This is a genomic window from Pedobacter frigoris (assembly GCF_032678645.1).
Taxonomy (GTDB): domain Bacteria; phylum Bacteroidota; class Bacteroidia; order Sphingobacteriales; family Sphingobacteriaceae; genus Pedobacter; species Pedobacter frigoris_A.
The window spans coordinates 280094-298892 of sequence record NZ_JAVTSP010000002.1; the positions used below are offsets into that span (position 1 = coordinate 280094).

Genomic DNA, 18799 nt, shown 5'->3' on the forward strand with positions numbered 1-18799 from the left:
ATGATTATAAGCTATAACGTAATTATATTGGTTTAAGTGCTGAAATGGCAGATATATAATCTGTCTCAGCTTTAAACAATTTACAAATAATATTTCAGCATATTACTTGTTAATCAGTAATAAGATGCTGAAATGATAATAATTCCATAAGCGAGGTACATTCTGATAAATTATTTCTTCTTTTGTACACAAATCAAAATTTATGGAAAAAGGCACTTTATTTCTCATTCCGGTTCCTCTGGCGGATAATGCATCTCAAAAATCTTTTACGGCATTTCTTGGTGATACCATCAATTCTTTGAGTACTTACATTGTAGAGAATGAGAAAACTGCCCGTAAATTTTTAAAAGAAGCCGGGATAAAAATTCCACAAAGCGAGTTGGTGATCCATGATTATGGTAAACATAAGCGCAATGATTCTATGGTTCCTTACTTTAAAGAACTGATGACGGGGAAAGATGTAGGGCTGATGAGTGAAGCAGGATGTCCTGGGGTCGCAGATCCCGGCGCAGAGGTCGTTTTGGAAGCACATAAGCGTGGTATCAAGGTAGTACCTTTGGTAGGACCGAGTTCGATTCTACTGGCGCTTATGGCATCAGGTTTTAATGGACAGAGTTTTACATTTCACGGGTATTTACCTATCGATAAGGTGGAGAGAGGGAAGAGAATTAAAGAATTAGAGCAACTGGCGCAGACAAAGAAACAAACTCAGCTGTTTATTGAAACTCCTTTTAGAAATAACCATTTATTTGAAGACATCCTTAAAAATACTGCTGGTCAGACGTTACTTTGTGTAGCCTGTAACTTAACCGGGGAAGATGAATTTGTAAAAACCATGTCGATCGGACAATGGCGTCAGGAGAGAATAGACCTGCATAAAAAGCCAACTATTTTCCTGTTGTATAGAAACTAACGGTACATGTTTTTACTGTCAATAAACGAAAGCACATTGTCAGGAACAAAATATTGAACGTTTTTGCCTTCCTTTATAGACTTACGGACAAACGTTGACGAAATATCCATTTGTGGGGTTTCAGTGATGATGACTGAAGGGTGGTCTTTCCACTCAGAAAGGTCAACTCCGGGTCTTGGGTATACATAGAGTTGATAATTGTTTAACAGGACCTCGTAATTCTTCCACTTTTTAAATGAAGAGAGGTTATCTGCACCCATAATCAATACAAATTCTTTACCGGGATACTTTTCCTGCAGATAGGCAAGCGTATCTATTGTGTAAGAAGGTTGTGGTAGTCCAAATTCGATGTCGCTAACTTTAATGTGACCAGCATTTTCGGTAGCCAGTCTGGCCATTTCGAGCCTGTCGTACATATTGGTAAGGTTACTCTTATTTTTTAGCGGGTTGTGAGGCGAAACAACCAGCCAAACTTCTTTTAATCCAGTAAAGCTGGCCATGTAATTCGCTATGATTAAATGACCGGTATGGATTGGATTAAAAGAACCAAAGAATAACCCTGTTTTCATATCTGCGATGACTTAGCTCCCAATAAAATCTCCCACAAGTTTTTCAGCCTCTGCACATGCAGTATCGAGATCGAAATTTTTAAGGATTACATCAAATTTACTTGCGTAATTTAGCTCTTTTTCAGCCTTAACGAAACGCTCAGCAAGCTTCTCCTGACTATCTGTGCCACGACCTGTCAAACGCTCTTTTAGCACCTCCAAAGATGGCGGCTGAACAAAAATTGCCAGGGCATCATCTTCATACTTGCGTTTCAGACGTAGTCCGCCTTCCACGTCGATGTCAAAAATTACGTGCTGATCATTGTTCCAGATGCGCTCTATCTCAGATCTTAAAGTACCGTAGAAAGTTCCGTTATACACCTCTTCAAATTCAACGAATTCCTGATGGGCCACTTTATGTAAAAATGCCTCTTTAGAAATGAAGTAATAGTCTTTTTCATTTTGCTCGTCGCCGCGCGATTCGCGGGTTGTAGCGGATATAGAAAAGCTAAGTGATGGGAATTTTTTAAGCAGGTGTTTTACGATGGTGGTTTTTCCCGCTCCGGAAGGTGCCGAAAATATGATGAGTTTACCTTGTTTCATTTGTATGTTCTTGTTGTTCAGCCCGGGGCTTACAAAACATTTAATAATTGTTCTTTAATTTTTTCAAGCTCTTCTTTCATGCCTACAACCAATTGCTGCATTTGCGCATCATTTGCTTTTGCTCCCATTGTATTGATCTCACGACCGATTTCCTGAGAAATGAAACCTAGCTTTTTGCCATTGGCATCTTTATTTTTTAAGGTTTCGATAAAATAATCACAATGGCTTCTTAGGCGGATTTTCTCCTCTGTAATGTCTAGTTTATCAATGTAATAAATCAGTTCTTGCTCTAAACGGTTTTGATCTACGTTTATCTTTCCGGCATTTTCTTCCAGAAACAACAGCAATCTGTTCTTAATCAATGGAATCCTTAATGGCTCTAAAACCTCTATTTCAGAGAAGAACTGAAGAATGTTTTTTATCCTCAACTCTAAGTCGGCTTTTAAAACCTGTCCTTCTGTAATTCTAAACTGATTAAAGCTGTCCAATGCCTTATTGAAAGTTTGATTTAGAATTTCCCAGTCTTTTTCATCAACATCTTCATCGGTATAGCTGATGACATCAGGGAAATTAAGCACAGCCTGTAAGAGATTATTAGAATTTGCACCCAGATTGATATTAATTTCTTCAAGTTGTTTGTAATACTTACTCAAAAGAGCAGCATTGATGGTTGCCCCTTTTAAGTTTTCCTCACTGCGTTCAATATTGATGGAAACATTTACTTTACCGCGTTCGATTTCTTTACTGCAAATGTTGCGCAATAATAATTCCTTGTCTGAAAAGGCACGGGGAAGTTTCAAATTAAGTTCCAGGAACTTACTATTTAAAGATTTAATCTCTACCGCAAACTTTACATTTTCGTGATCAGCAGAGGCCAGGCCGAATCCTGTCATTGATTTTATCATGTGCAAAGATATAATTTATTGCCTTTTCAAACTCATTTAACTTTTTTTAACTTAGGTGAATGGCAAACATTGGTTAAGTTTACAAAAATATTCGGTAGATCATGAGGCCCAATTGTTTATATATTTCCCTAATTATACTGCTTTTTCTTTCTTCAGTCAGCGTTTCTTTTGGCCAGACCTATTTGATTGGCGGTGTGCTTAAAGAGAAGGATGCAAATGTAAGAATAGCTGAAGCGCAAATCATTAACCAGAGAACCGGTCTTTCTGTAAGCAGTAGCGGCCTTGGACTTTTTCAAATCAAGGCAGCCATTGGAGATACGCTTTTAATTATTAAAAGAGAATATTCCGATTTTACAGCAGCTGTGACCACAACAAAGGACATGATCATTTACCTGAGCAGGGATAGAAACCTTAAGGAGGTGAAGATTTACGGACAGTCTAAAAAGGCCGAGTTAGATGATATAAAGAGAGAATACAGAAATAAAGGCTCTTTTTACCAGGGGAAACCTCCCTTTTTGGCATTTATTTTCAAACCTCTGACAGCTGTTTACGAACTGTTTGGACGTACGCCAAGAAATGCAAGGAGATTCGGACGTTATTATGAGAACGAAATGCAGCAAACGCTGATCGATCGCTTTTTTAATGAAGATATCATTCAGCGCAATACCGATCTGAGAGAGAAGGATCTGGAAGATTTTATGTTGAATTACAGGCCTGAATACGAGAATGCAAAAAAATGGGCCGATTACGACGCCTTAAAATACATTAAGGATTCTTATAAAAAGTATACCGATACGTTGAGGAAAAAATAGAGGATGCTAGATAGAAAGCATTTCACAAGCTTTCTCTGCAGCTAGTTTTTCTGCATTCTTCTTGTTGTAGTCGCGGCCTATCCCACAGCTTTCACCTTCTATTACAGCTTGTATCGTAAAGAGTTTAGTGCTTTCACCCTCGCCATTTTGTACCATGTCAAAAGAAATATCCTTACCATGACGCTGGCACCATTCAATCAATTTACTCTTAAAGTTGGTCTCAGTCAGCTCCAGTGTATGGATATCTATATAAGGCTTTACAATTCTTTTTAATAAGAAGTCTTTGGTAAAATTATACCCTTTGTCGAGGTATATGGCGCCAATAAGTGCTTCAAATGCATCACCAAGCATAGAATGGTGCTTAGTTTGTACGTTTACAGTTTTTTGATCGAATACGATCAGCTGATCAAAACCCATTTTTCGGGCCAGTTGATTCAAATTGGCCCTGTTTACAATTTTAGAACGCATTTCCGTTAGAAAGCCTTCTTCCTTATAAGGATAGCTTTTGAACAGCAATTCGGCGATTACTGAGCCCAGGATCGCATCTCCCAGAAATTCTAAACGTTCATTGCTGCTTCGGCTACCATTTTTGAGGATTTTTGCTACAGACCTATGCCTGAACGCCATTTTGTATAAAACGGTATTTCCCGGCACAAAGCCTAAAATATTGTTCAACTTTTTTATAAAGTCTTTATCTGATGACAGGTAAAGCTTATATAGGTCAAGTATTGACATTAATTGTAGCAAAAATTAAAGGGAGGCCGACATAGCCTCCGCAAAGCATTTTATTCTTCGTATTTTTTGAATATCACAGATGCATTATGACCACCAAAGCCGAATGTATTGCTTAGTGCTGCACGGATATTGCGCTTTTCTGCCTTATTGAAAGTGAAGTTTAATTTCGGATCAAAGTCAGGATCATCAGTAAAATGATTAATTGTAGGAGGTACAATATCATTTTTAACAGCCAGGATAGATGCGATTGCCTCAATAGCACCCGCAGCTCCCAATAGGTGACCTGTCATCGATTTTGTGGAACTAATATTCAGTTTGTAAGCATCTTCGCCGAAAAGATCAACGATGGCCTTACTTTCAGAAACATCACCAAGCGGGGTAGAAGTACCGTGAACATTGATGTAATCAATATCTGCAGTAGTTAATCCGGCATCATTAAGGGCGTTTGTCATCACCATTCTGGCACCTAATCCCTGAGGATGCGGAGCAGTAATATGATTGGCATCTGCACTCATTCCGCCGCCTACCAATTCGGCATAAATCTTGGCCCCACGCTTTTTGGCGTGCTCCAGTTCTTCCAAAATGATTGTCCCTGCGCCTTCTCCTGCTACAAAACCATCACGGTCTTTGTCGAAAGGTCTGGATGCAGTTTTAGGATCATCATTACGGGTTGACAGGGCATGCATTGCGTTGAATCCACCAATGCCAGCTTCATTAATAATGGCTTCAGAACCGCCGCTGATGATCACATCGCACATATTCAAACGAATATAGTTGTACGCATCGATCATTGCATTAGTAGAAGAAGCACAAGCAGAAACTGTAGCAAAGTTTGGTCCCCGAAGCCCATATTTTATAGAAATATGACCGGGAACAATGTCAATGATTACTTTTGGAATAAAGAAAGGATTTATGCGTGGAGTTCCATCGCCTAAAAAGAAGCCCTTCATTTCATCCTGAAACGTTTTAAAACCGCCAATACCTGAACCCCAGATAACGCCTACACGGTTGGTGTCCATTTGAGAAAAATCAAAGTTACCATCCTTTACGGCTTCGTCTGTGGATACCAGAGCATATTGAACAAATGGATCTAATTTGCGTGCCTCTTTTTTATCCAGAAAATCTTCCGGATTGAAATTTTTAAGCTCACATGCAAATTTGGTTTTGAATTTTGAGGTATCAAAACCGGTAATAGGGCCGGCGCCGCTCACACCGTTCAACAAACCATCCCAGAACTCAGGAATGGTATTGCCGATAGGAGTGAGCGCACCTAACCCTGTAACTACTACTCTTTTTAATTCCATTTATACGGATTATACGGAGACCGTATTTTTACTTAACGTTTTTCTCTAAGTAAGCAATTGCTTGACCAACTGTACCAATGGTCTCAGCCTGATCATCAGGGATTGCTACATTGAATTCTTTTTCAAACTCCATAATAAGTTCTACTGTATCTAAAGAATCCGCACCCAAGTCGTTAGTGAAAGAAGCTTCCGGGGTAACTTCGCTTTCGTCCACACCTAATTTTTCAACGATAATAGCCTTAACTCTTGAAGCAATATCAGACATAATGATTATAATTTAATGGTTAAATAATTCAGTGCAAAGAAAAATAAATTCTGACACTTTTCAAATGTTTTTATTTCTCTACCAATTTTAATGTTTTTATTTGGAACATTAAAGTAAAATTAGTTTTATAATTTCGTATTCCCGTAAAATTATTCTGTTTTGAACAAAACTTACTTAAAACTATCATTAGACCTGGATTTTGTGTTAATTGCGGTGACAGCATCTTTGAAAGATTACATGCTTTGTCATAAAATCAATACCAGCCTTAATTTTAATTTTGAAAAGATTGATGATCACGAAGTTTACTTTAATATTGATGAAGAGCCACTTGCCTTTTCCAGGTATTATTTCTTTGTCGAGCAAGGGGAAGTCGAATATTATATTCTCAGCAACAGGAATGCCGAAGGGTTTTTAATTCCAGAAATGAATAAGGTTGATTTTTTCATGATCATTCACCAGTACATTGATAAAGAAGATCTCAATTTTATCCTAACCGGATTGAATAAACTATCTGATATACAGGTAGCTGCACAGATTGATCCTTATAAATTGAAATCAAATCAAAATTTGGTAATGTAAATTTTATATAGAAGGTGTATTAAATACACTATATTTGAATTTACAAGACTAGATAAATAACATTAATAATCCGATTGGCATCGGTTTTTTGTGTAAAAAACTTTCATTTTGCCGATCAGTAATAAATTTAAGTAACTAATGAAACCATTTCATTCCAGAACAAAAATCGTGGCCACTTTGGGTCCTGCGTCCGCTAAACCTGAAGTTTTATATAGCATGTTCAATGCGGGATTAGACGTTTGCCGTCTGAATTTCTCACATGGTTCTCAGGCGGATCATCAGGAAGTATTGGATACTATTCGCAGTATCAATGAAAAATACAGCTACAACGTGGGTATTCTAGCCGATTTGCAAGGTCCTAAAATAAGGATTGGTATGGTTAAGGATGGTGGTATACAATTGGTTAACGGAGCGAGAACTGTTATTACTACTCAGAAATGTGTGGGTGATGAAGAACGCATCTATATCACATATGAGGCTTTTCCAAAGGACGTAAAACCTAATGAAATCATTCTTTTGGATGATGGTAAGCTGCAAATGCGTGTCATCGAAACCAACCTTGTAGATGAGGTGGTTTGCGAGGTAGTTCACGGTGGTATTCTTACCTCCAGAAAAGGTGTAAACCTTCCTAATACTAAAGTTTCCATCCCTTCACTAACTCCTGAGGATCGTGAAAACTTAGAATTCGTTCTGAAAAATGATGTAGAATGGATCGGTTTATCTTTCGTGCGTAATGCAGAAGACATCATCGAATTAAAGGATATTATCAAAGCAAGAGGTAAATCAGCACGTGTAATCGCTAAGATTGAAAAACCTGAAGCCATCGCAAATATTGATGAGATCATCGCCGTGTCAGACGGTATCATGGTTGCCCGTGGAGATCTTGGAGTGGAGATGCCAATGGAAGAAGTTCCTTTGCTACAAAAGATGATCGTTCAGAAATGCCGTGCCGCATCTAAGCCGGTAATCGTTGCTACTCAGATGCTGGAAAGTATGATTACTACGCCAAGACCAACACGTGCAGAAGTAAATGACGTGGCAAACTCGGTACTTGACGGAGCAGATGCAGTAATGTTAAGCGGGGAGACCTCAGTAGGAGAGTTTCCGCTAATCGTTATTGAGACCATGCAAAAGATCATTCAAAATATCGAAACCAACAATTATCCATTCCATCCGGAGAAATTCCTTAAGCCAAAAGCCAGTACTTTTCTAAGTGATGCGGTTTGTGATTCAGCATGTTTCTTATCAAAACAAACCAATGCAGTGGGTATCGTTTCTATGACTTTGAGTGGATATACTGCCTTTGAAATTTCAAGTCACAGGCCAAAAGCACATACTTATATCTTTACCAGCAACAAAAGTTTGCTGAACAGTTTAAGCTTATTGTGGGGAGTTCAGGGTTTCTATTACGATAAATTTGAAAGTACTGATGAGACCATTTTGGATGTAAATGAATTGCTGAAATCAAAAAAACTGATTAAAAGTGGAGATGTAATCATCAATACTGCGGCCATTCCAATGGAGCAAAAAGGTAAAACCAACATGCTAAAAATCACAGTTATTGATTAATATTCCTTAGCATTCGAAAATTTTTCTACTTTTGCAATCCGCAAAAAGGAGAGGTGTCCGAGTGGTTGAAGGAGCACGCCTGGAAAGTGTGTATACCTCAAAAGGGTATCGCGGGTTCGAATCCCGCCCTCTCCGCAAATTAAATTAAAGCCCGGCATTGCCGGGCTTTAATTTTTTATGGCCTTCATGTCATCTCGAGCATAGCGAGAGATTTGTTGCTAAGCAATACTGCGCTTTGCCGCAATGGTTATGGTGCAAGTTGAATTTTGTAGTTTTACATTTGCTTTTAATGCTCAAAGAACCATCGCCAATATATCAACAGATGCATTACTGGCATTGCTTTCCAATCAATTCCGCCTGCAATGACGAAATGTATTCCAACTTAATTGCGTCCGCAGTGTGGACGCAATTGGAGACACACGATAGAATTGCCTGAATAGCTCTATTTGCCTTCCTGTTCTTCCGGGAAAATTCGTTGACCAATGTGCCAATAAATGAGTACACGTTTGGTATCGACTGCACGTATCGCTTCGTCACGTGCGGAATGAATAATGGTTTAATATCCGATAGGACAGCAGGGTTTAGCATCATAGTTTTCAATGGTTTTAAATGAATAATCTGGGCAAATCTCATTACGTTTATTTGTAAAAACCACCTATGCAAAACAAATTTATTTTGTTTAAAATATTGGTATACAGTTTATTGTTTTGGATTCTTGAACAGGTTTTGGACGATCATCATGTTATTCTAAATAACGACCGCATTACGGAATTGGTAGTTTTTATCAATTTACAGGCGGTTAGATATGAGGCTCACCGCCCTGTTTTTGAATTCAAATGTTTTCTTAAGTATTGGGCAGTGAACGATGTTTTATCTGCCAGTAATCTTTCAACTGTGCCTTCGAAAATCAATTCACCCCCATATTTTCCCGCCTCCGGACCTATATCGATAATCCAGTCGGCCTGTGAAATGATATCCAGGTTGTGTTCAATAACAATCAATGTATTTCCCTGGTTCACGATCTGGTTGAGTATGGCCATCAATTTTTCGGTATCAGCTGGATGCAGACCAGTGCTGGGCTCGTCCAGCACCAGTATGTTTCCTTTTGTATAGAGTTCTTTGGTTAGTTTTAAACGCTGCCTTTCGCCTCCGGAAAAAGTGCTAAGGCGTTGTCCGATTGTCAGGTAATCCAGGCCTAAAGCCATCAGCAAATTGAAATGCGTGGCAAATGGATGGTCTTTAAAAAAGCTTTTGGCTTCCTCAACGGTCATGCTCATCACTTCTGCAATATTCCTGGTGTTGTATTTATATCCTAAAACCTTAGGATCAAAGCCACTTCCGTTACAAACTTCGCAGGGTTCTTCGGTGTCTTCCATAAATGCCAGGTCAATTTTTTCAACGCCCAGTCCTTTGCAGTTTGGACAGGCACCTTCGCTGTTGCGGCTGAAAAGCTTATTGCTCACTTTGTTTGCCCTGGCAAACAGGTCCCTGATCTCGTCGGAAATGCCCAGATAAGTAGATAGGTTGGCCCTGGAACTTCCGGTGATGGCCGATTGATCTATAATCGTGGCTTCAGGAAACTGGAGGGGAAATACCTTGCTCATTAAAGTGCTTTTCCCTGAGCCAGCCACACCGGTAATTACCGTTAAGAGGTTTACCGGGATGTCAACGCTGATATTTTTGAGGTTAAACAGGTTTGCATTTTTTATGGTAATTTTGGCTGTCTCTTGTCTCGGATTACTGTTGTGCGACCTTGTTTTTGAGAAATACTGGCCGGTTTTTCCTGATGATGAGCTGAGGCCTTTAAACGTGCCTTCGTAAACGATTTCGCCACCACGGGCTCCTGATAAAGGCCCCATATCTACCACATGCCCGGCAATTTTTATCAGATCGGGATCATGCTCTACAATCAGTACGGTGTTCCCTTTTTCTTTGATCTGTGTAATGATCCGTGCAATATTGTCTAAGTCTTTGGCGTGAAGCCCAATACTGGGTTCATCAAATATATACAAGAGGTCCTCCAGGCTGTTGCCTAAATGCTTTACCATCTTGATACGCTGGGATTCGCCTCCTGACAGTGTGTTGGTTGCTCTGTCTAGTGTCAGGTACTGCAGTCCGATGGTAACAACATTTTCCAGTTTTTTACTGAGCTCGCTTAGCACGGTTTCAAATGATTTTGAATGCAGCTTACCTATAAATACTAGCAATTCATCAATGGGAAGGGCTGCACAATCTGCAATGTCTTTACCCTGGATTTTACAGGATAAAATTTTGTTGTTCAGCCTTTTGCCATGACAATCCGGGCATGGGGCAGTGGAGATGATTTTTTGCAGATCCTTTTTTCTCAGGCTGTGCTCTTTAGAATCTTTTCTGATAAAATCTTTCTCCATTCGGGGTAAAATGCCAATATAGTGCATGGTTTTTCCCCAGTCTTTTGCCGGGTTTGGCGGTTTATGCTCGTCAGAATGAAGCAACAGATCCCACTCTTTACTGGTATAGTCTTTTATTTTTTTATTGGCATCAAAGTATCCCGATTTTACATACCTGAGCCAGCGGTACCCGCCCGGCTGAAAAGTAGGGAACAGTACGGCGCCTTCATTTAGGGATTTGTCTTTATCGATCAGCCGGTCTACATTTATGCTTTGCTGGTATCCAAGGCCCTGGCAGGCAGGACACATGCCCTGGGGGTGATTAAATGAGAAAACGTTAGAGTAGCCCACAAAAGGTTTTCCAATTCTGGAAAACAATAGCCGTAAAGAAGCATAAATATCGGTCGCTGTTCCTACGGTGGAACGCGCATTGCCACCCAGGCGTTTTTGGTTTATGATAACCGGAACATTTAAATGCTCTATTTTATCCACATCGGCAACTCCGAAATGCATGAGCCGGTTGCGTACGAAGCTATTTTGTGTTTCGTTGATCTGGCGTTGTGCTTCGGCACCTATGGTTTCAAAAACCAGTGATGATTTACCGGAGCCGGAAACCCCGGTAAATACGGTGATCTGATTTTTAGGAATTTCCAGTGAAATGTTTTTCAGGTTATTTTGGCGGGCACCGAATATCTTTATTGTCTTCATAGCATACTGGGAAAATGGGCGTCAAGTAATTTTCTCGTGGTATTGATCTGTTGATGTTGAAATAACGTTTTGCAGTCCCGAAAGTTTTTCTCGCTCGAGCCGCACTTATTTTTTTTGCCTTAGAAAACCAGAAGACAGGCCCAGCCTCAGATAAGCATACTTATCCTGGTAATAAATATTATAAGGATCTTCTCCGTAGTATCCAGTAGCAGCCATCAAAAAAACATTGTTCATAAAGGGCAAGGCGTAGTGAAAGGAAATCTCCGCATTTAGTCTTTTCTTAAGCGCGCCTAAATGATATCCTGACATGGGATTGATGGCGTAACTGCTTTCTGAGTTCAGACGCCAGTTTTCCTTGCCATCACTGTACTTTCTTAACGAAAAATTGTAAAGCAGCCTGGTAAATCCATAGCTGTGCTCCAACGCGCGTTCATAGCTGAACCACTTGTGCCATTCCAGTCCCGTACTATGACTTAGGATAAATAAATTTTTCGTTGTGCCTCCCGGAATGGTCTTGGAAAAATGATATTTTAAGGTGAGGTAATTGGTGCTGAAGTTGCCATTGTAAGTATTTGTGGTTCCATCCGGATTTATCGCATCTCCGTCCTGTCCATTGGAGTGATGCGTATAACCCAAGGTCATGAATCTGAACTGGCCGGAAGTGCGAGCGAGTCTGACATAAAAAACACCACCTAATTTGAAGCTCGGTGTTCTGACTCCTGCAGAACGCTCATTTCTGACCCTTACCGTAAAATCCGGAATGACACTGAACGCTACAGGGAATTTATCAGTACCCAGAATCATGTAGTTGGTCGTCAGTTTGCCGTTGATCAGATATTTTGAAGGCGCGCCGATCTCTCCGCCCGGAGAAGTGTACGAAAGTTCTGCATTTTCTTTATACCATTGGACGTAATCTGCATTCAATAGTTTTGTATTTTGGCCATACAGCTGCGGGATCAGAAGTACGCTATAGATAAGGGAAGCGAAAACGTATGAAAATCTCATCAAAGGGGTTTAAGACTATAAACGTAAAATCAAGCTCCCCGGTTTAAGTTCCAGCAGGCTTTACTCAGGTGAACGCCCGTGAGATTTTTTGTAAAATCGATAGAAAACAGGCTTCTGCCATAGGTCAGGAAAACCTTCGGCTAATCGTGCTAACTGCCGTAGGCTTGTAGTCCGAGTATACGCTGCGTCCTCTGGTCTTTTTCTCCATCAAAAAACTGATTGATCACTTTCTGGAAAACCGGGTCAGCACCCGGAACTGCTGCAAATAAAGTCATACAGGATCGCAGTTTCAAATCGTCGGGACTGCCAAACATATCTCGTACGGTTAGGTCTGTATGGTTGAGGACCTCTTTGCTAATCGTAATTAATCTGGGACCAAGCACAGGATGAGCATAGTACTTTGTCGCTTCATCCAAATCTTTTATTCCATAATGTTTAGCAGATTCAGAAAATCCAAGCCCCTGTATTTGTGGGAATATATACCACATCCAATGCGTTTTCTTCTTGCCATAGCTGACTTCAGTCAGCGCAGTCTCATAGTCCGTCTCCTGAGCCATGACAAACCTGCCCAGCCCGTGTACATCCGTAGTGTCCATTGCTCTCAAGATTTAATGTTTAGCCAGTCTATGGCAGCCTGAAGGTCATTTAACTCGAATCCTTTTGCTTCGGCAGGACTGACATAACTGAAAATATCCGTGAATTTTTCAACTGCTTTCTGATCGGTTACGATAGCCATCTTTTTCCAGTCTGTGAAATGTTTGATACCGGCTATCAGGTCTTGTATCCAGGCTCCTGCGGTAAAATTCTGGACATCAGTTTCCAGTACCAGCAGGTAATAAATTTCCTTGTAGCGTTCGCTCAGGGATTCCAGTCCGGGCAATAACATATTTTTAAGGTCATCTTTAGTGACCTCACCACTTGCGCGAACTCCAAATACATGTACGGGTAGGTTTTGAATAACAGTCAGCATAATTTCTAGGTATTTCTGTTTAATAACAGGTCTTGGGTGAAATGGTTTTAAAGGTAAGAGGTCTTCTTTATAGCTTAAATTCTTTGCTCTTATAATCTTCAATGACCTTGTTGAGAAAAACTTCGCCCTTTATGCGCAGTTCTTCACAATACAAGTCTGATCCGGAATGAAAATCGTATTTTTAAAACCGCAAGTTTCGGATTTTATGGCGACCAATTCTGCCCGATCTTTGTTGTAAATAAATGATCATGAAAGTTCAGGAAAAAATAAATTATCATCGCATTGCTGAAGCCATCGGTTATATCAGGCAGAACTTTAAACAGCAGCCTAATCTGGATGAGGTCGCAGAGAAAGTTCACTTAAGTCCATTCCATTTTCAAAAGATGTTTACTGAATGGGCTGGTACAACACCAAAAAAGTTTCTTCAATATACGAGTCTTGAGTATGCAAAAAGACTCTTAAAAGAGCAGCAGGCAACTCTTTTCGAAACCGCATACGAGACGGGCTTGTCGGGTACCAGTCGGTTGCATGATCTGTTTGTAAACATAGAAGGAATGACTCCTGCTGAATATAAAAACGGAGGAAAGGATCTTCTGATTAACTATAGTTTTGCAGAAAGTCCCTTTGGTAATCTGATTATTGCAAGTACACCAAAAGGGGTATGCCATATTGCTTTTGAGGAAGACGAAACGACTGCATTAGATAACCTGATCAGAAAATTCCCTAATGCCTCTTTTCATCGACGATTGGATTTAATGCAACAGAACGCGCTTTTTGTGTTTCAAAATGACTGGAGCAAGTTGCCCGAGATAAAACTACACCTAAAAGGGACTGAGTTTCAGTTAAAAGTATGGGAAGCTCTTTTGAAAATCCCAATGGGCAAACTTAGTACTTATGGTGAGATTGCAAAATATATAGAAACACCGAAAGCATCACGGGCTGTTGGTACCGCAATAGGAAGTAACCCCGTGGCTTTTCTAATCCCATGTCATCGTGTGATACAATCTACAGGAGATCTTGGTGGATACATGTGGGGAGTGACCCGAAAAACAGCAATCATAGGATGGGAAGGAGGGAAGTGTGAATCTTTTGCCTTATGATGGTACGGTAAATTATTATGGCCGTATAATGCATGCCGCTACGGCTGACAGGTATCTGGAGATCCTGCTTGCAGAGATCGAATGGAGAAATGATGAAGCTGTTATTTTCGGGAAGCATATTTTTACCAAACGTAAAGTAGCCTGGTATGGAGATCTGGATTTTGAATACACTTACTCTAATCGTACAAAACGTGCATTGCCATGGACAAACACGCTTCTGGAATTAAAAGATATCGCCGAAAAGGCAACGGGAGAGACTTATAATTCTTGTCTGCTTAACCTTTATCACAATGGAGATGAAGGAATGGCCTGGCATAGTGATGGGGAAAAGGACCTGAAAAAGAATGCTGCAATAGGCTCTATGAGTTTTGGTGCCGAACGCAAATTTTTGTTTAAGCATAAAGAGAGTAAGGTAAAGGTTTCAATGGTGCTGTCACATGGTAGCCTGCTTGTCATGAAAGACACCACTCAGACGCATTGGTTGCATAGATTGCCTCCTACCAAAACCGTATCTACACCAAGAGTAAACCTGACATTTAGAACGATTGTAAAATAAAAGAGAGGCTATTGAGCCTCTCTTTAGAAAAATATGAAAATTATTTACTGATTTCGGTCGAAGCTACTGCTTTCCAGCTTCCGAATGCTTTCTTGGCTAGAATTTTGGCCTGTCCGGTTGTAATATTTCCGGCAATGGTCAGGTATGACTTCGAAGGAACAGACATCGCATCATAAAGCGTCTTTACATCATTCAAAGTCAAGGCTGCCAGCGTTTCTTCTGTAAATGTTTCCGGATAGAAGCGATCCCTTGCTTTTACGCTACGGATCAGTTCAGTCTTGTGCTTGTCAAAAAGCTCCGGTTCCATCATAGGTTCCTGTACAGAAACAGATAAAGCCTGCAAAGCCATTTCAAAATCTGAAGTCACGGCATTGATATTGCCTCCTTTTTCAGTAAAGCTAACCTGGTTTGCTTGTGATGCAGCAGTGCTGTTTAGCATTGCAGTTAATATCTCTTTAGCACCTGTTTTGTTAATTTGATCTATAAGATCAGCCTCATAAGTAAAACTGGAAAAGACTTTTGCGGCCCCGTTGTTTTCGGCTACGACTACTGTCAGTCCATTTTTTAATTTAAAGCTCACAGGATCTTTCATGTGTCCTGATTGCGCATTTACAAATTGAGAGAAGAGGATCGTTAATGTTAGTGTTAAAAGGATTTTGTTCATTTTTTATAGGGTTTTAACTTTAATAACATCGCCAAAACTACGCGCTATCTGAACCTAATGGAATGAGTAATAGGCAGAAAGGCATAACTTCCCGACGAATAACGGAAATTTCCTGTTCATTTTGTTCATTTTTAAAATTATTCGTTATTATCTCTATTTTTATTTACTTACACCCTGATCCAAATGAACTGTTTAGTTGTAGATGATGATATTCTTGCCAGGACCTTTTTAAGGCAGTTGATTGGTACAGATCCTTCTCTTGTATTGATTGGGGAATGCGATGATGCAATTCAGGCATATAGAGAGATAATTACAAACCAGATAGATATATTATTTCTGGATATAGAGATGCCGGGCATGACAGGGATTGAGCTGGTGAAAAGCCTGGAAGGAAAAAGGCCAATGATCATTTTTACAACTTCAACCGTCAATTATGCGGCAGAAGCATTCGATCTAAATGTTGTCGACTTTCTGATAAAGCCCATTGTTCCTGTACGTTTTTTACAGTCAGTGGAGAAAGCGAGGGAGATATTGAAAACCAAGAACCTGTCTGTAAGCAATAAGGAAGATGAGTTTGTATTCATCAGAGATTCTAATGTGGTCAGGAGAATTAAAGTTGGTGAAATCTTATATATTGAGGCAATGGGTGACTATGTTAAGATATATATTGAAGGGCATGTGTATAGCATTCATTCGTCTTTAAAATCGGTCGAACAAAAGCTTTCACAGGTTGTGTTCTTAAGAGTGCATCGCTCCTTCATCATTAATGTAAGCAAAATAGATACATTGGAAGGCGGAACGTTAATCATCAACAAGATGCTTGTCCCTGTTTCAGATGCTTATCGTTCCGCCTTAAATAAGCGAATGCAAATTCTTTAAATCTTAATGTAAGAATGCAATAGCGCAGCAAGCGCACAACCGATTAGCGGCCCTGCTACCGGAATCCAGGCATATCCCCAGTTGTTACCACCTTTGCCGGCTATTGGCAATATGGCATGCATAATTCTTGGGCCAAGATCCCTTGCCGGATTAATGGCATAGCCAGTAGTTCCTCCTAATGATAAGCCGATTACCCATACTAAAAAGGTTACGGGTAAGGCACCGATAGAGCCAAGACCGATTGGTGTTTTCTCTGTGCCCATTGCGGCATCAGTGAAATGAAAGATCACAAAGATCAGTACAAAAGTGCCAAGAATCTCGCTGAATAAGTTTGAAATTGTATTTGACATGGCTGGAGCGGTACAAAAAGTAGCCTGTTTTGCTCCCTGATCTGCCGTCCCTTTATAAAAGTCCTTATAAAGAAGCCACACAAGTAGTGAACCTGCCATAGCGCCAATGAATTGCCCTGCAATGTATCCTGGCGCCAATGCCCAACTGAATTTTCCGGCCAAAGCAAGCCCAATTGTAACGGCAGGGTTCAAGTGAGCCCCGCTATACGGTCCGGCAATGACAACGCCTACAAATACGGCAAATGCCCAGGCTGTAGTAATTACCATCCACCCACCGTTATTGCCTTTAGTTCCATTTAAAACTACATTGGCAACAACCCCGTTGCCTAAAAGTATCATAAACATGGTGCCGAGTATTTCGGCTGAAAATGCTGACATCTTATTCTCTTTTATATTGTAAATAATTAATTTTCTACATTAGCCTTGGCTGCTTTTACCGCTCTGTTCCAGCCTTTGATTCTTTCTTCGATATCATCTGCTTTCCCGGGTTTGAAACTGGTGTCTATCTTCCATTGGCCACTAATGTCATCCATATTGCTCCAGTATCCTACTGCTAATCCAGCGAGATAAGCCGCGCCTAAGGCGGTAACTTCTGTGACCTGCGGACGGATTACAGTGGTATCCAGGATGTCGGCCTGAAACTGCATGAGCATATCATTAGCTGTTGCGCCCCCATCTACACGTAGTTCTTTAATGTTCAGGCCTGAATCTGCCTCCATGGCTTTCAGGACTTCCATCGTTTGAAAAGCAATACTTTCTACTGCTGCCCTGGCCAGGTGCGCCTTTGTCGTGCCTCTTGTAATGCCTGTAATGGTTCCCCTTGCATCCTGATTCCAGTGTGGAGCCCCTAAGCCGGCGAAAGCTGGTACCAGGTAAACCCCGCCTGTGTCTTGCACCTGTAACGCAAGCGCCTCCACTTCGGCAGAAGTATTGATGATCCCCAGACCATCCCTCAGCCAGTGTACTACTGCGCCCCCGATGAAGATACTTCCTTCAAGCGCATATTGTACTTTGCCGTTTATTTTCCATGCAATTGTGGTCACAAGATTGTTTTGTGATACAATTGGTTTATCGCCAATATTCATCAACATGAAACACCCGGTGCCATAAGTGTTTTTTACCATCCCTTTTTCGGTACACATCTGTCCAAACAAGGCAGCCTGCTGATCACCTGCAATTCCTGCTATCGGAATTTTTGCGGCAAATACATTTCCTGTTGTTTCTCCGTATACTTCACTCGATGATTTCACTTCAGGGAGGATATTTCTTGGGATGTCAAAAAGCTGTAGCAGTTCTTCATCCCAATCCAGCGTATGGATATTGTAAATCATGGTTCTAGATGCATTGCTCACATCTGTAACGTGCACCCTGCCATCTGTAAGTTTCCAGATGAGCCAGGAGTCTATAGTTCCAAATGCAATATCTCCGGCAGCAACTTTTTCTCTAGCTCCTGACACATTATCAAGGATCCATTTGATCTTTGTCGCAGAAAAATAGGCATCCAGTACAAGGCCGGTTTTTTCCTGTATCTCTTTTGCTTTTCCCTGTGCTTTGAGTTCATCGCAAAATCCGGATGTGCGCCTGTCTTGCCATACTATCGCGTTATATAAAGGTTCTCCTGTTTTCTTATCCCATAACACAGTAGTTTCACGCTGATTTGTAATGCCAATAGCCGCGATATCTGTTGGTGTCAACCCTCCTTTTACTATTGCTTCGGCAGCTACACTTACCTGTGTAGACCATATTTCAGCAGCATTGTGTTCTACCCATCCCGGTTTTGGATAAATTTGTTCAAATTCTTTCTGCGCTATTGAAACAATACTGCCTTCCTTATTAAATACAATTGCCCTTGAACTCGTGGTTCCCTGATCAAAGGATAAAATATATTTGCTCATACCTATATTTGGAATAATGTGTAATTAAACGTAAGTATAAACAATCATTTTCGAAAGTAAAAGGAAACAA

At 40.5% G+C, this 18799-nt stretch carries 20 protein-coding genes and 1 tRNA gene; 8 read left to right on the plus strand and 13 right to left on the minus strand.

Translation table 11 applies throughout. From position 1 onward, the window contains the following. The first annotated feature begins 202 nt into the window (after positions 1–202). A complete protein-coding gene (locus tag R2Q78_RS07615) occupies positions 203–913 on the plus strand; it encodes an SAM-dependent methyltransferase (RefSeq protein ID WP_316790467.1) in 711 nt (236 codons plus the stop codon). On the opposite strand, the gene nadD is transcribed toward R2Q78_RS07615, so the two are convergent. From nadD to R2Q78_RS07630, 3 genes are read right to left on the minus strand one after another with little or no spacing between them, the layout of a single operon-like run. After that, positions 910–1482, minus strand: a complete 573-nt coding sequence (nadD, locus tag R2Q78_RS07620) for a nicotinate (nicotinamide) nucleotide adenylyltransferase (RefSeq protein WP_316790469.1) — start codon at positions 1480–1482, stop codon at positions 910–912. The genes R2Q78_RS07615 and nadD overlap by 4 nt on opposite strands. A 12-nt stretch (positions 1483–1494) precedes the next feature. Continuing rightward, positions 1495–2064 carry a guanylate kinase gene (gene gmk / locus R2Q78_RS07625; RefSeq protein WP_316790471.1) on the minus strand — a complete coding sequence of 190 codons (570 nt, stop codon included), beginning with the start codon at positions 2062–2064 and terminating at the stop codon, positions 1495–1497. Positions 2065–2093: 29 nt separating this feature from the next. Further along, a complete protein-coding gene (locus R2Q78_RS07630; RefSeq protein WP_316791566.1) occupies positions 2094–2957 on the minus strand; it encodes a YicC/YloC family endoribonuclease in 864 nt (287 codons plus the stop codon). Between the two features lie 113 nt (positions 2958–3070). On the opposite strand from R2Q78_RS07630, the gene R2Q78_RS07635 reads away from it, so the two are divergent. After that, on the plus strand, positions 3071–3781 hold the full coding sequence (locus R2Q78_RS07635) for a hypothetical protein (protein ID WP_316790473.1): 711 nt from the start codon (positions 3071–3073) through the stop codon (positions 3779–3781). Positions 3782–3787: 6 nt separating this feature from the next. Here R2Q78_RS07635 and rnc read toward each other — a convergent pair whose 3' ends face one another. Genes rnc through R2Q78_RS07650 form a run of 3 tightly spaced genes read right to left on the minus strand, consistent with a single transcriptional unit; the run spans position 3788 to position 6085 of the window. Further along, positions 3788–4516: a ribonuclease III gene (rnc, locus tag R2Q78_RS07640; RefSeq protein WP_316790476.1), complete on the minus strand. Its 729-nt coding sequence runs from the start codon at positions 4514–4516 to the stop codon at positions 3788–3790. A gap of 50 nt (positions 4517–4566) precedes the next feature. After that, positions 4567–5820 carry a beta-ketoacyl-ACP synthase II gene (fabF, locus tag R2Q78_RS07645; protein ID WP_316790478.1) on the minus strand — a complete coding sequence of 418 codons (1254 nt, stop codon included), beginning with the start codon at positions 5818–5820 and terminating at the stop codon, positions 4567–4569. A gap of 28 nt (positions 5821–5848) precedes the next feature. Continuing rightward, complete coding sequence (locus tag R2Q78_RS07650; protein WP_008508386.1) at positions 5849–6085, minus strand: acyl carrier protein; 237 nt, start codon at positions 6083–6085, stop codon at positions 5849–5851. Between the two features lie 159 nt (positions 6086–6244). Here R2Q78_RS07650 and R2Q78_RS07655 point away from each other — a divergent pair, with 159 nt between their 5' ends. The 3 genes from R2Q78_RS07655 (at position 6245) to R2Q78_RS07665 (ending at position 8368) form a co-directional block, all read left to right on the plus strand. Then, positions 6245–6664 (plus strand): IPExxxVDY family protein, encoded by a 420-nt coding sequence (locus tag R2Q78_RS07655; RefSeq protein ID WP_136836881.1) that lies wholly within the window; start codon positions 6245–6247, stop codon positions 6662–6664. Positions 6665–6802: 138 nt separating this feature from the next. Beyond that, a complete protein-coding gene (pyk, locus tag R2Q78_RS07660; RefSeq protein ID WP_316790480.1) occupies positions 6803–8233 on the plus strand; it encodes a pyruvate kinase in 1431 nt (476 codons plus the stop codon). Between the two features lie 47 nt (positions 8234–8280). Beyond that, a tRNA-Ser gene (locus R2Q78_RS07665) sits at positions 8281–8368 on the plus strand. A 677-nt stretch (positions 8369–9045) separates the two neighbouring features. On the opposite strand, the gene R2Q78_RS07670 is transcribed toward R2Q78_RS07665, so the two are convergent. The 4 genes from R2Q78_RS07670 to R2Q78_RS07685 form a co-directional block, all read right to left on the minus strand. Then, the gene (locus R2Q78_RS07670) at positions 9046–11310 is read right to left on the minus strand and encodes an excinuclease ABC subunit UvrA (RefSeq protein WP_316790481.1); all 2265 of its coding nucleotides are present in this window, start codon (positions 11308–11310) and stop codon (positions 9046–9048) included. 105 nt (positions 11311–11415) lie between these two features. Next, entirely contained in the window at positions 11416–12315 is a 900-nt protein-coding gene (locus R2Q78_RS07675; protein WP_316790483.1) for a hypothetical protein, read from the minus strand. A 149-nt stretch (positions 12316–12464) separates the two neighbouring features. Continuing rightward, the gene (locus R2Q78_RS07680; protein WP_316790485.1) at positions 12465–12911 is read right to left on the minus strand and encodes a DUF1810 domain-containing protein; all 447 of its coding nucleotides are present in this window, start codon (positions 12909–12911) and stop codon (positions 12465–12467) included. Positions 12912–12916: 5 nt separating this feature from the next. Beyond that, positions 12917–13387: an STAS/SEC14 domain-containing protein gene (locus R2Q78_RS07685; RefSeq protein ID WP_316790486.1), complete on the minus strand. Its 471-nt coding sequence runs from the start codon at positions 13385–13387 to the stop codon at positions 12917–12919. A gap of 146 nt (positions 13388–13533) precedes the next feature. On the opposite strand from R2Q78_RS07685, the gene R2Q78_RS07690 reads away from it, so the two are divergent. Then, positions 13534–14385: a bifunctional helix-turn-helix domain-containing protein/methylated-DNA--[protein]-cysteine S-methyltransferase gene (locus R2Q78_RS07690; RefSeq protein ID WP_316790488.1), complete on the plus strand. Its 852-nt coding sequence runs from the start codon at positions 13534–13536 to the stop codon at positions 14383–14385. Then, positions 14366–14941 (plus strand): alpha-ketoglutarate-dependent dioxygenase AlkB family protein, encoded by a 576-nt coding sequence (locus R2Q78_RS07695; protein ID WP_316790491.1) that lies wholly within the window; start codon positions 14366–14368, stop codon positions 14939–14941. Before R2Q78_RS07690 ends, R2Q78_RS07695 begins: the two co-directional genes overlap by 20 nt. A gap of 40 nt (positions 14942–14981) precedes the next feature. On the opposite strand, the gene R2Q78_RS07700 is transcribed toward R2Q78_RS07695, so the two are convergent. Beyond that, positions 14982–15605, minus strand: a complete 624-nt coding sequence (locus R2Q78_RS07700) for a hypothetical protein (RefSeq protein WP_316790493.1) — start codon at positions 15603–15605, stop codon at positions 14982–14984. Positions 15606–15788: 183 nt separating this feature from the next. Here R2Q78_RS07700 and R2Q78_RS07705 point away from each other — a divergent pair, with 183 nt between their 5' ends. Further along, positions 15789–16484, plus strand: coding sequence for a LytTR family DNA-binding domain-containing protein (locus R2Q78_RS07705; protein WP_316790495.1), 696 nt, complete (start codon positions 15789–15791; stop codon positions 16482–16484). Here the strand turns inward: R2Q78_RS07705 and R2Q78_RS07710 are convergent. Together R2Q78_RS07710 and glpK are read right to left on the minus strand one after the other, a co-directional pair. Then, positions 16481–17212: an MIP/aquaporin family protein gene (locus R2Q78_RS07710; RefSeq protein WP_316790497.1), complete on the minus strand. Its 732-nt coding sequence runs from the start codon at positions 17210–17212 to the stop codon at positions 16481–16483. The genes R2Q78_RS07705 and R2Q78_RS07710 overlap by 4 nt on opposite strands. A gap of 26 nt (positions 17213–17238) precedes the next feature. Next, entirely contained in the window at positions 17239–18729 is a 1491-nt protein-coding gene (gene glpK, locus R2Q78_RS07715; protein WP_316790499.1) for a glycerol kinase GlpK, read from the minus strand. Positions 18730–18799: the final 70 nt, after the last annotated feature.

Bases quoted from the DNA above. Each gene is read 5' to 3' on its own strand.
- nadD (WP_316790469.1), bottom strand. From the start codon at position 1,482: ATGAAAACAGGGTTATTCTTTGGTTCTTTTAATCCAATCCATACCGGT.
- R2Q78_RS07705 (WP_316790495.1), top strand. From the start codon at position 15,789: ATGAACTGTTTAGTTGTAGATGATGATATTCTTGCCAGGACCTTTTTA.
- R2Q78_RS07615 (WP_316790467.1), top strand. From the start codon at position 203: ATGGAAAAAGGCACTTTATTTCTCATTCCGGTTCCTCTGGCGGATAAT.
- R2Q78_RS07710 (WP_316790497.1), bottom strand. From the start codon at position 17,212: ATGTCAGCATTTTCAGCCGAAATACTCGGCACCATGTTTATGATACTT.
- R2Q78_RS07675 (WP_316790483.1), bottom strand. From the start codon at position 12,315: ATGAGATTTTCATACGTTTTCGCTTCCCTTATCTATAGCGTACTTCTG.
- R2Q78_RS07650 (WP_008508386.1), bottom strand. From the start codon at position 6,085: ATGTCTGATATTGCTTCAAGAGTTAAGGCTATTATCGTTGAAAAATTA.
- R2Q78_RS07635 (WP_316790473.1), top strand. From the start codon at position 3,071: ATGAGGCCCAATTGTTTATATATTTCCCTAATTATACTGCTTTTTCTT.
- glpK (WP_316790499.1), bottom strand. From the start codon at position 18,729: ATGAGCAAATATATTTTATCCTTTGATCAGGGAACCACGAGTTCAAGG.
- pyk (WP_316790480.1), top strand. From the start codon at position 6,803: ATGAAACCATTTCATTCCAGAACAAAAATCGTGGCCACTTTGGGTCCT.
- gmk (WP_316790471.1), bottom strand. From the start codon at position 2,064: ATGAAACAAGGTAAACTCATCATATTTTCGGCACCTTCCGGAGCGGGA.
- R2Q78_RS07680 (WP_316790485.1), bottom strand. From the start codon at position 12,911: ATGGACACTACGGATGTACACGGGCTGGGCAGGTTTGTCATGGCTCAG.
- rnc (WP_316790476.1), bottom strand. From the start codon at position 4,516: ATGTCAATACTTGACCTATATAAGCTTTACCTGTCATCAGATAAAGAC.
- R2Q78_RS07690 (WP_316790488.1), top strand. From the start codon at position 13,534: ATGAAAGTTCAGGAAAAAATAAATTATCATCGCATTGCTGAAGCCATC.
- R2Q78_RS07670 (WP_316790481.1), bottom strand. From the start codon at position 11,310: ATGAAGACAATAAAGATATTCGGTGCCCGCCAAAATAACCTGAAAAAC.
- R2Q78_RS07700 (WP_316790493.1), bottom strand. From the start codon at position 15,605: ATGAACAAAATCCTTTTAACACTAACATTAACGATCCTCTTCTCTCAA.
- R2Q78_RS07630 (WP_316791566.1), bottom strand. From the start codon at position 2,957: ATGACAGGATTCGGCCTGGCCTCTGCTGATCACGAAAATGTAAAGTTT.
- fabF (WP_316790478.1), bottom strand. From the start codon at position 5,820: ATGGAATTAAAAAGAGTAGTAGTTACAGGGTTAGGTGCGCTCACTCCT.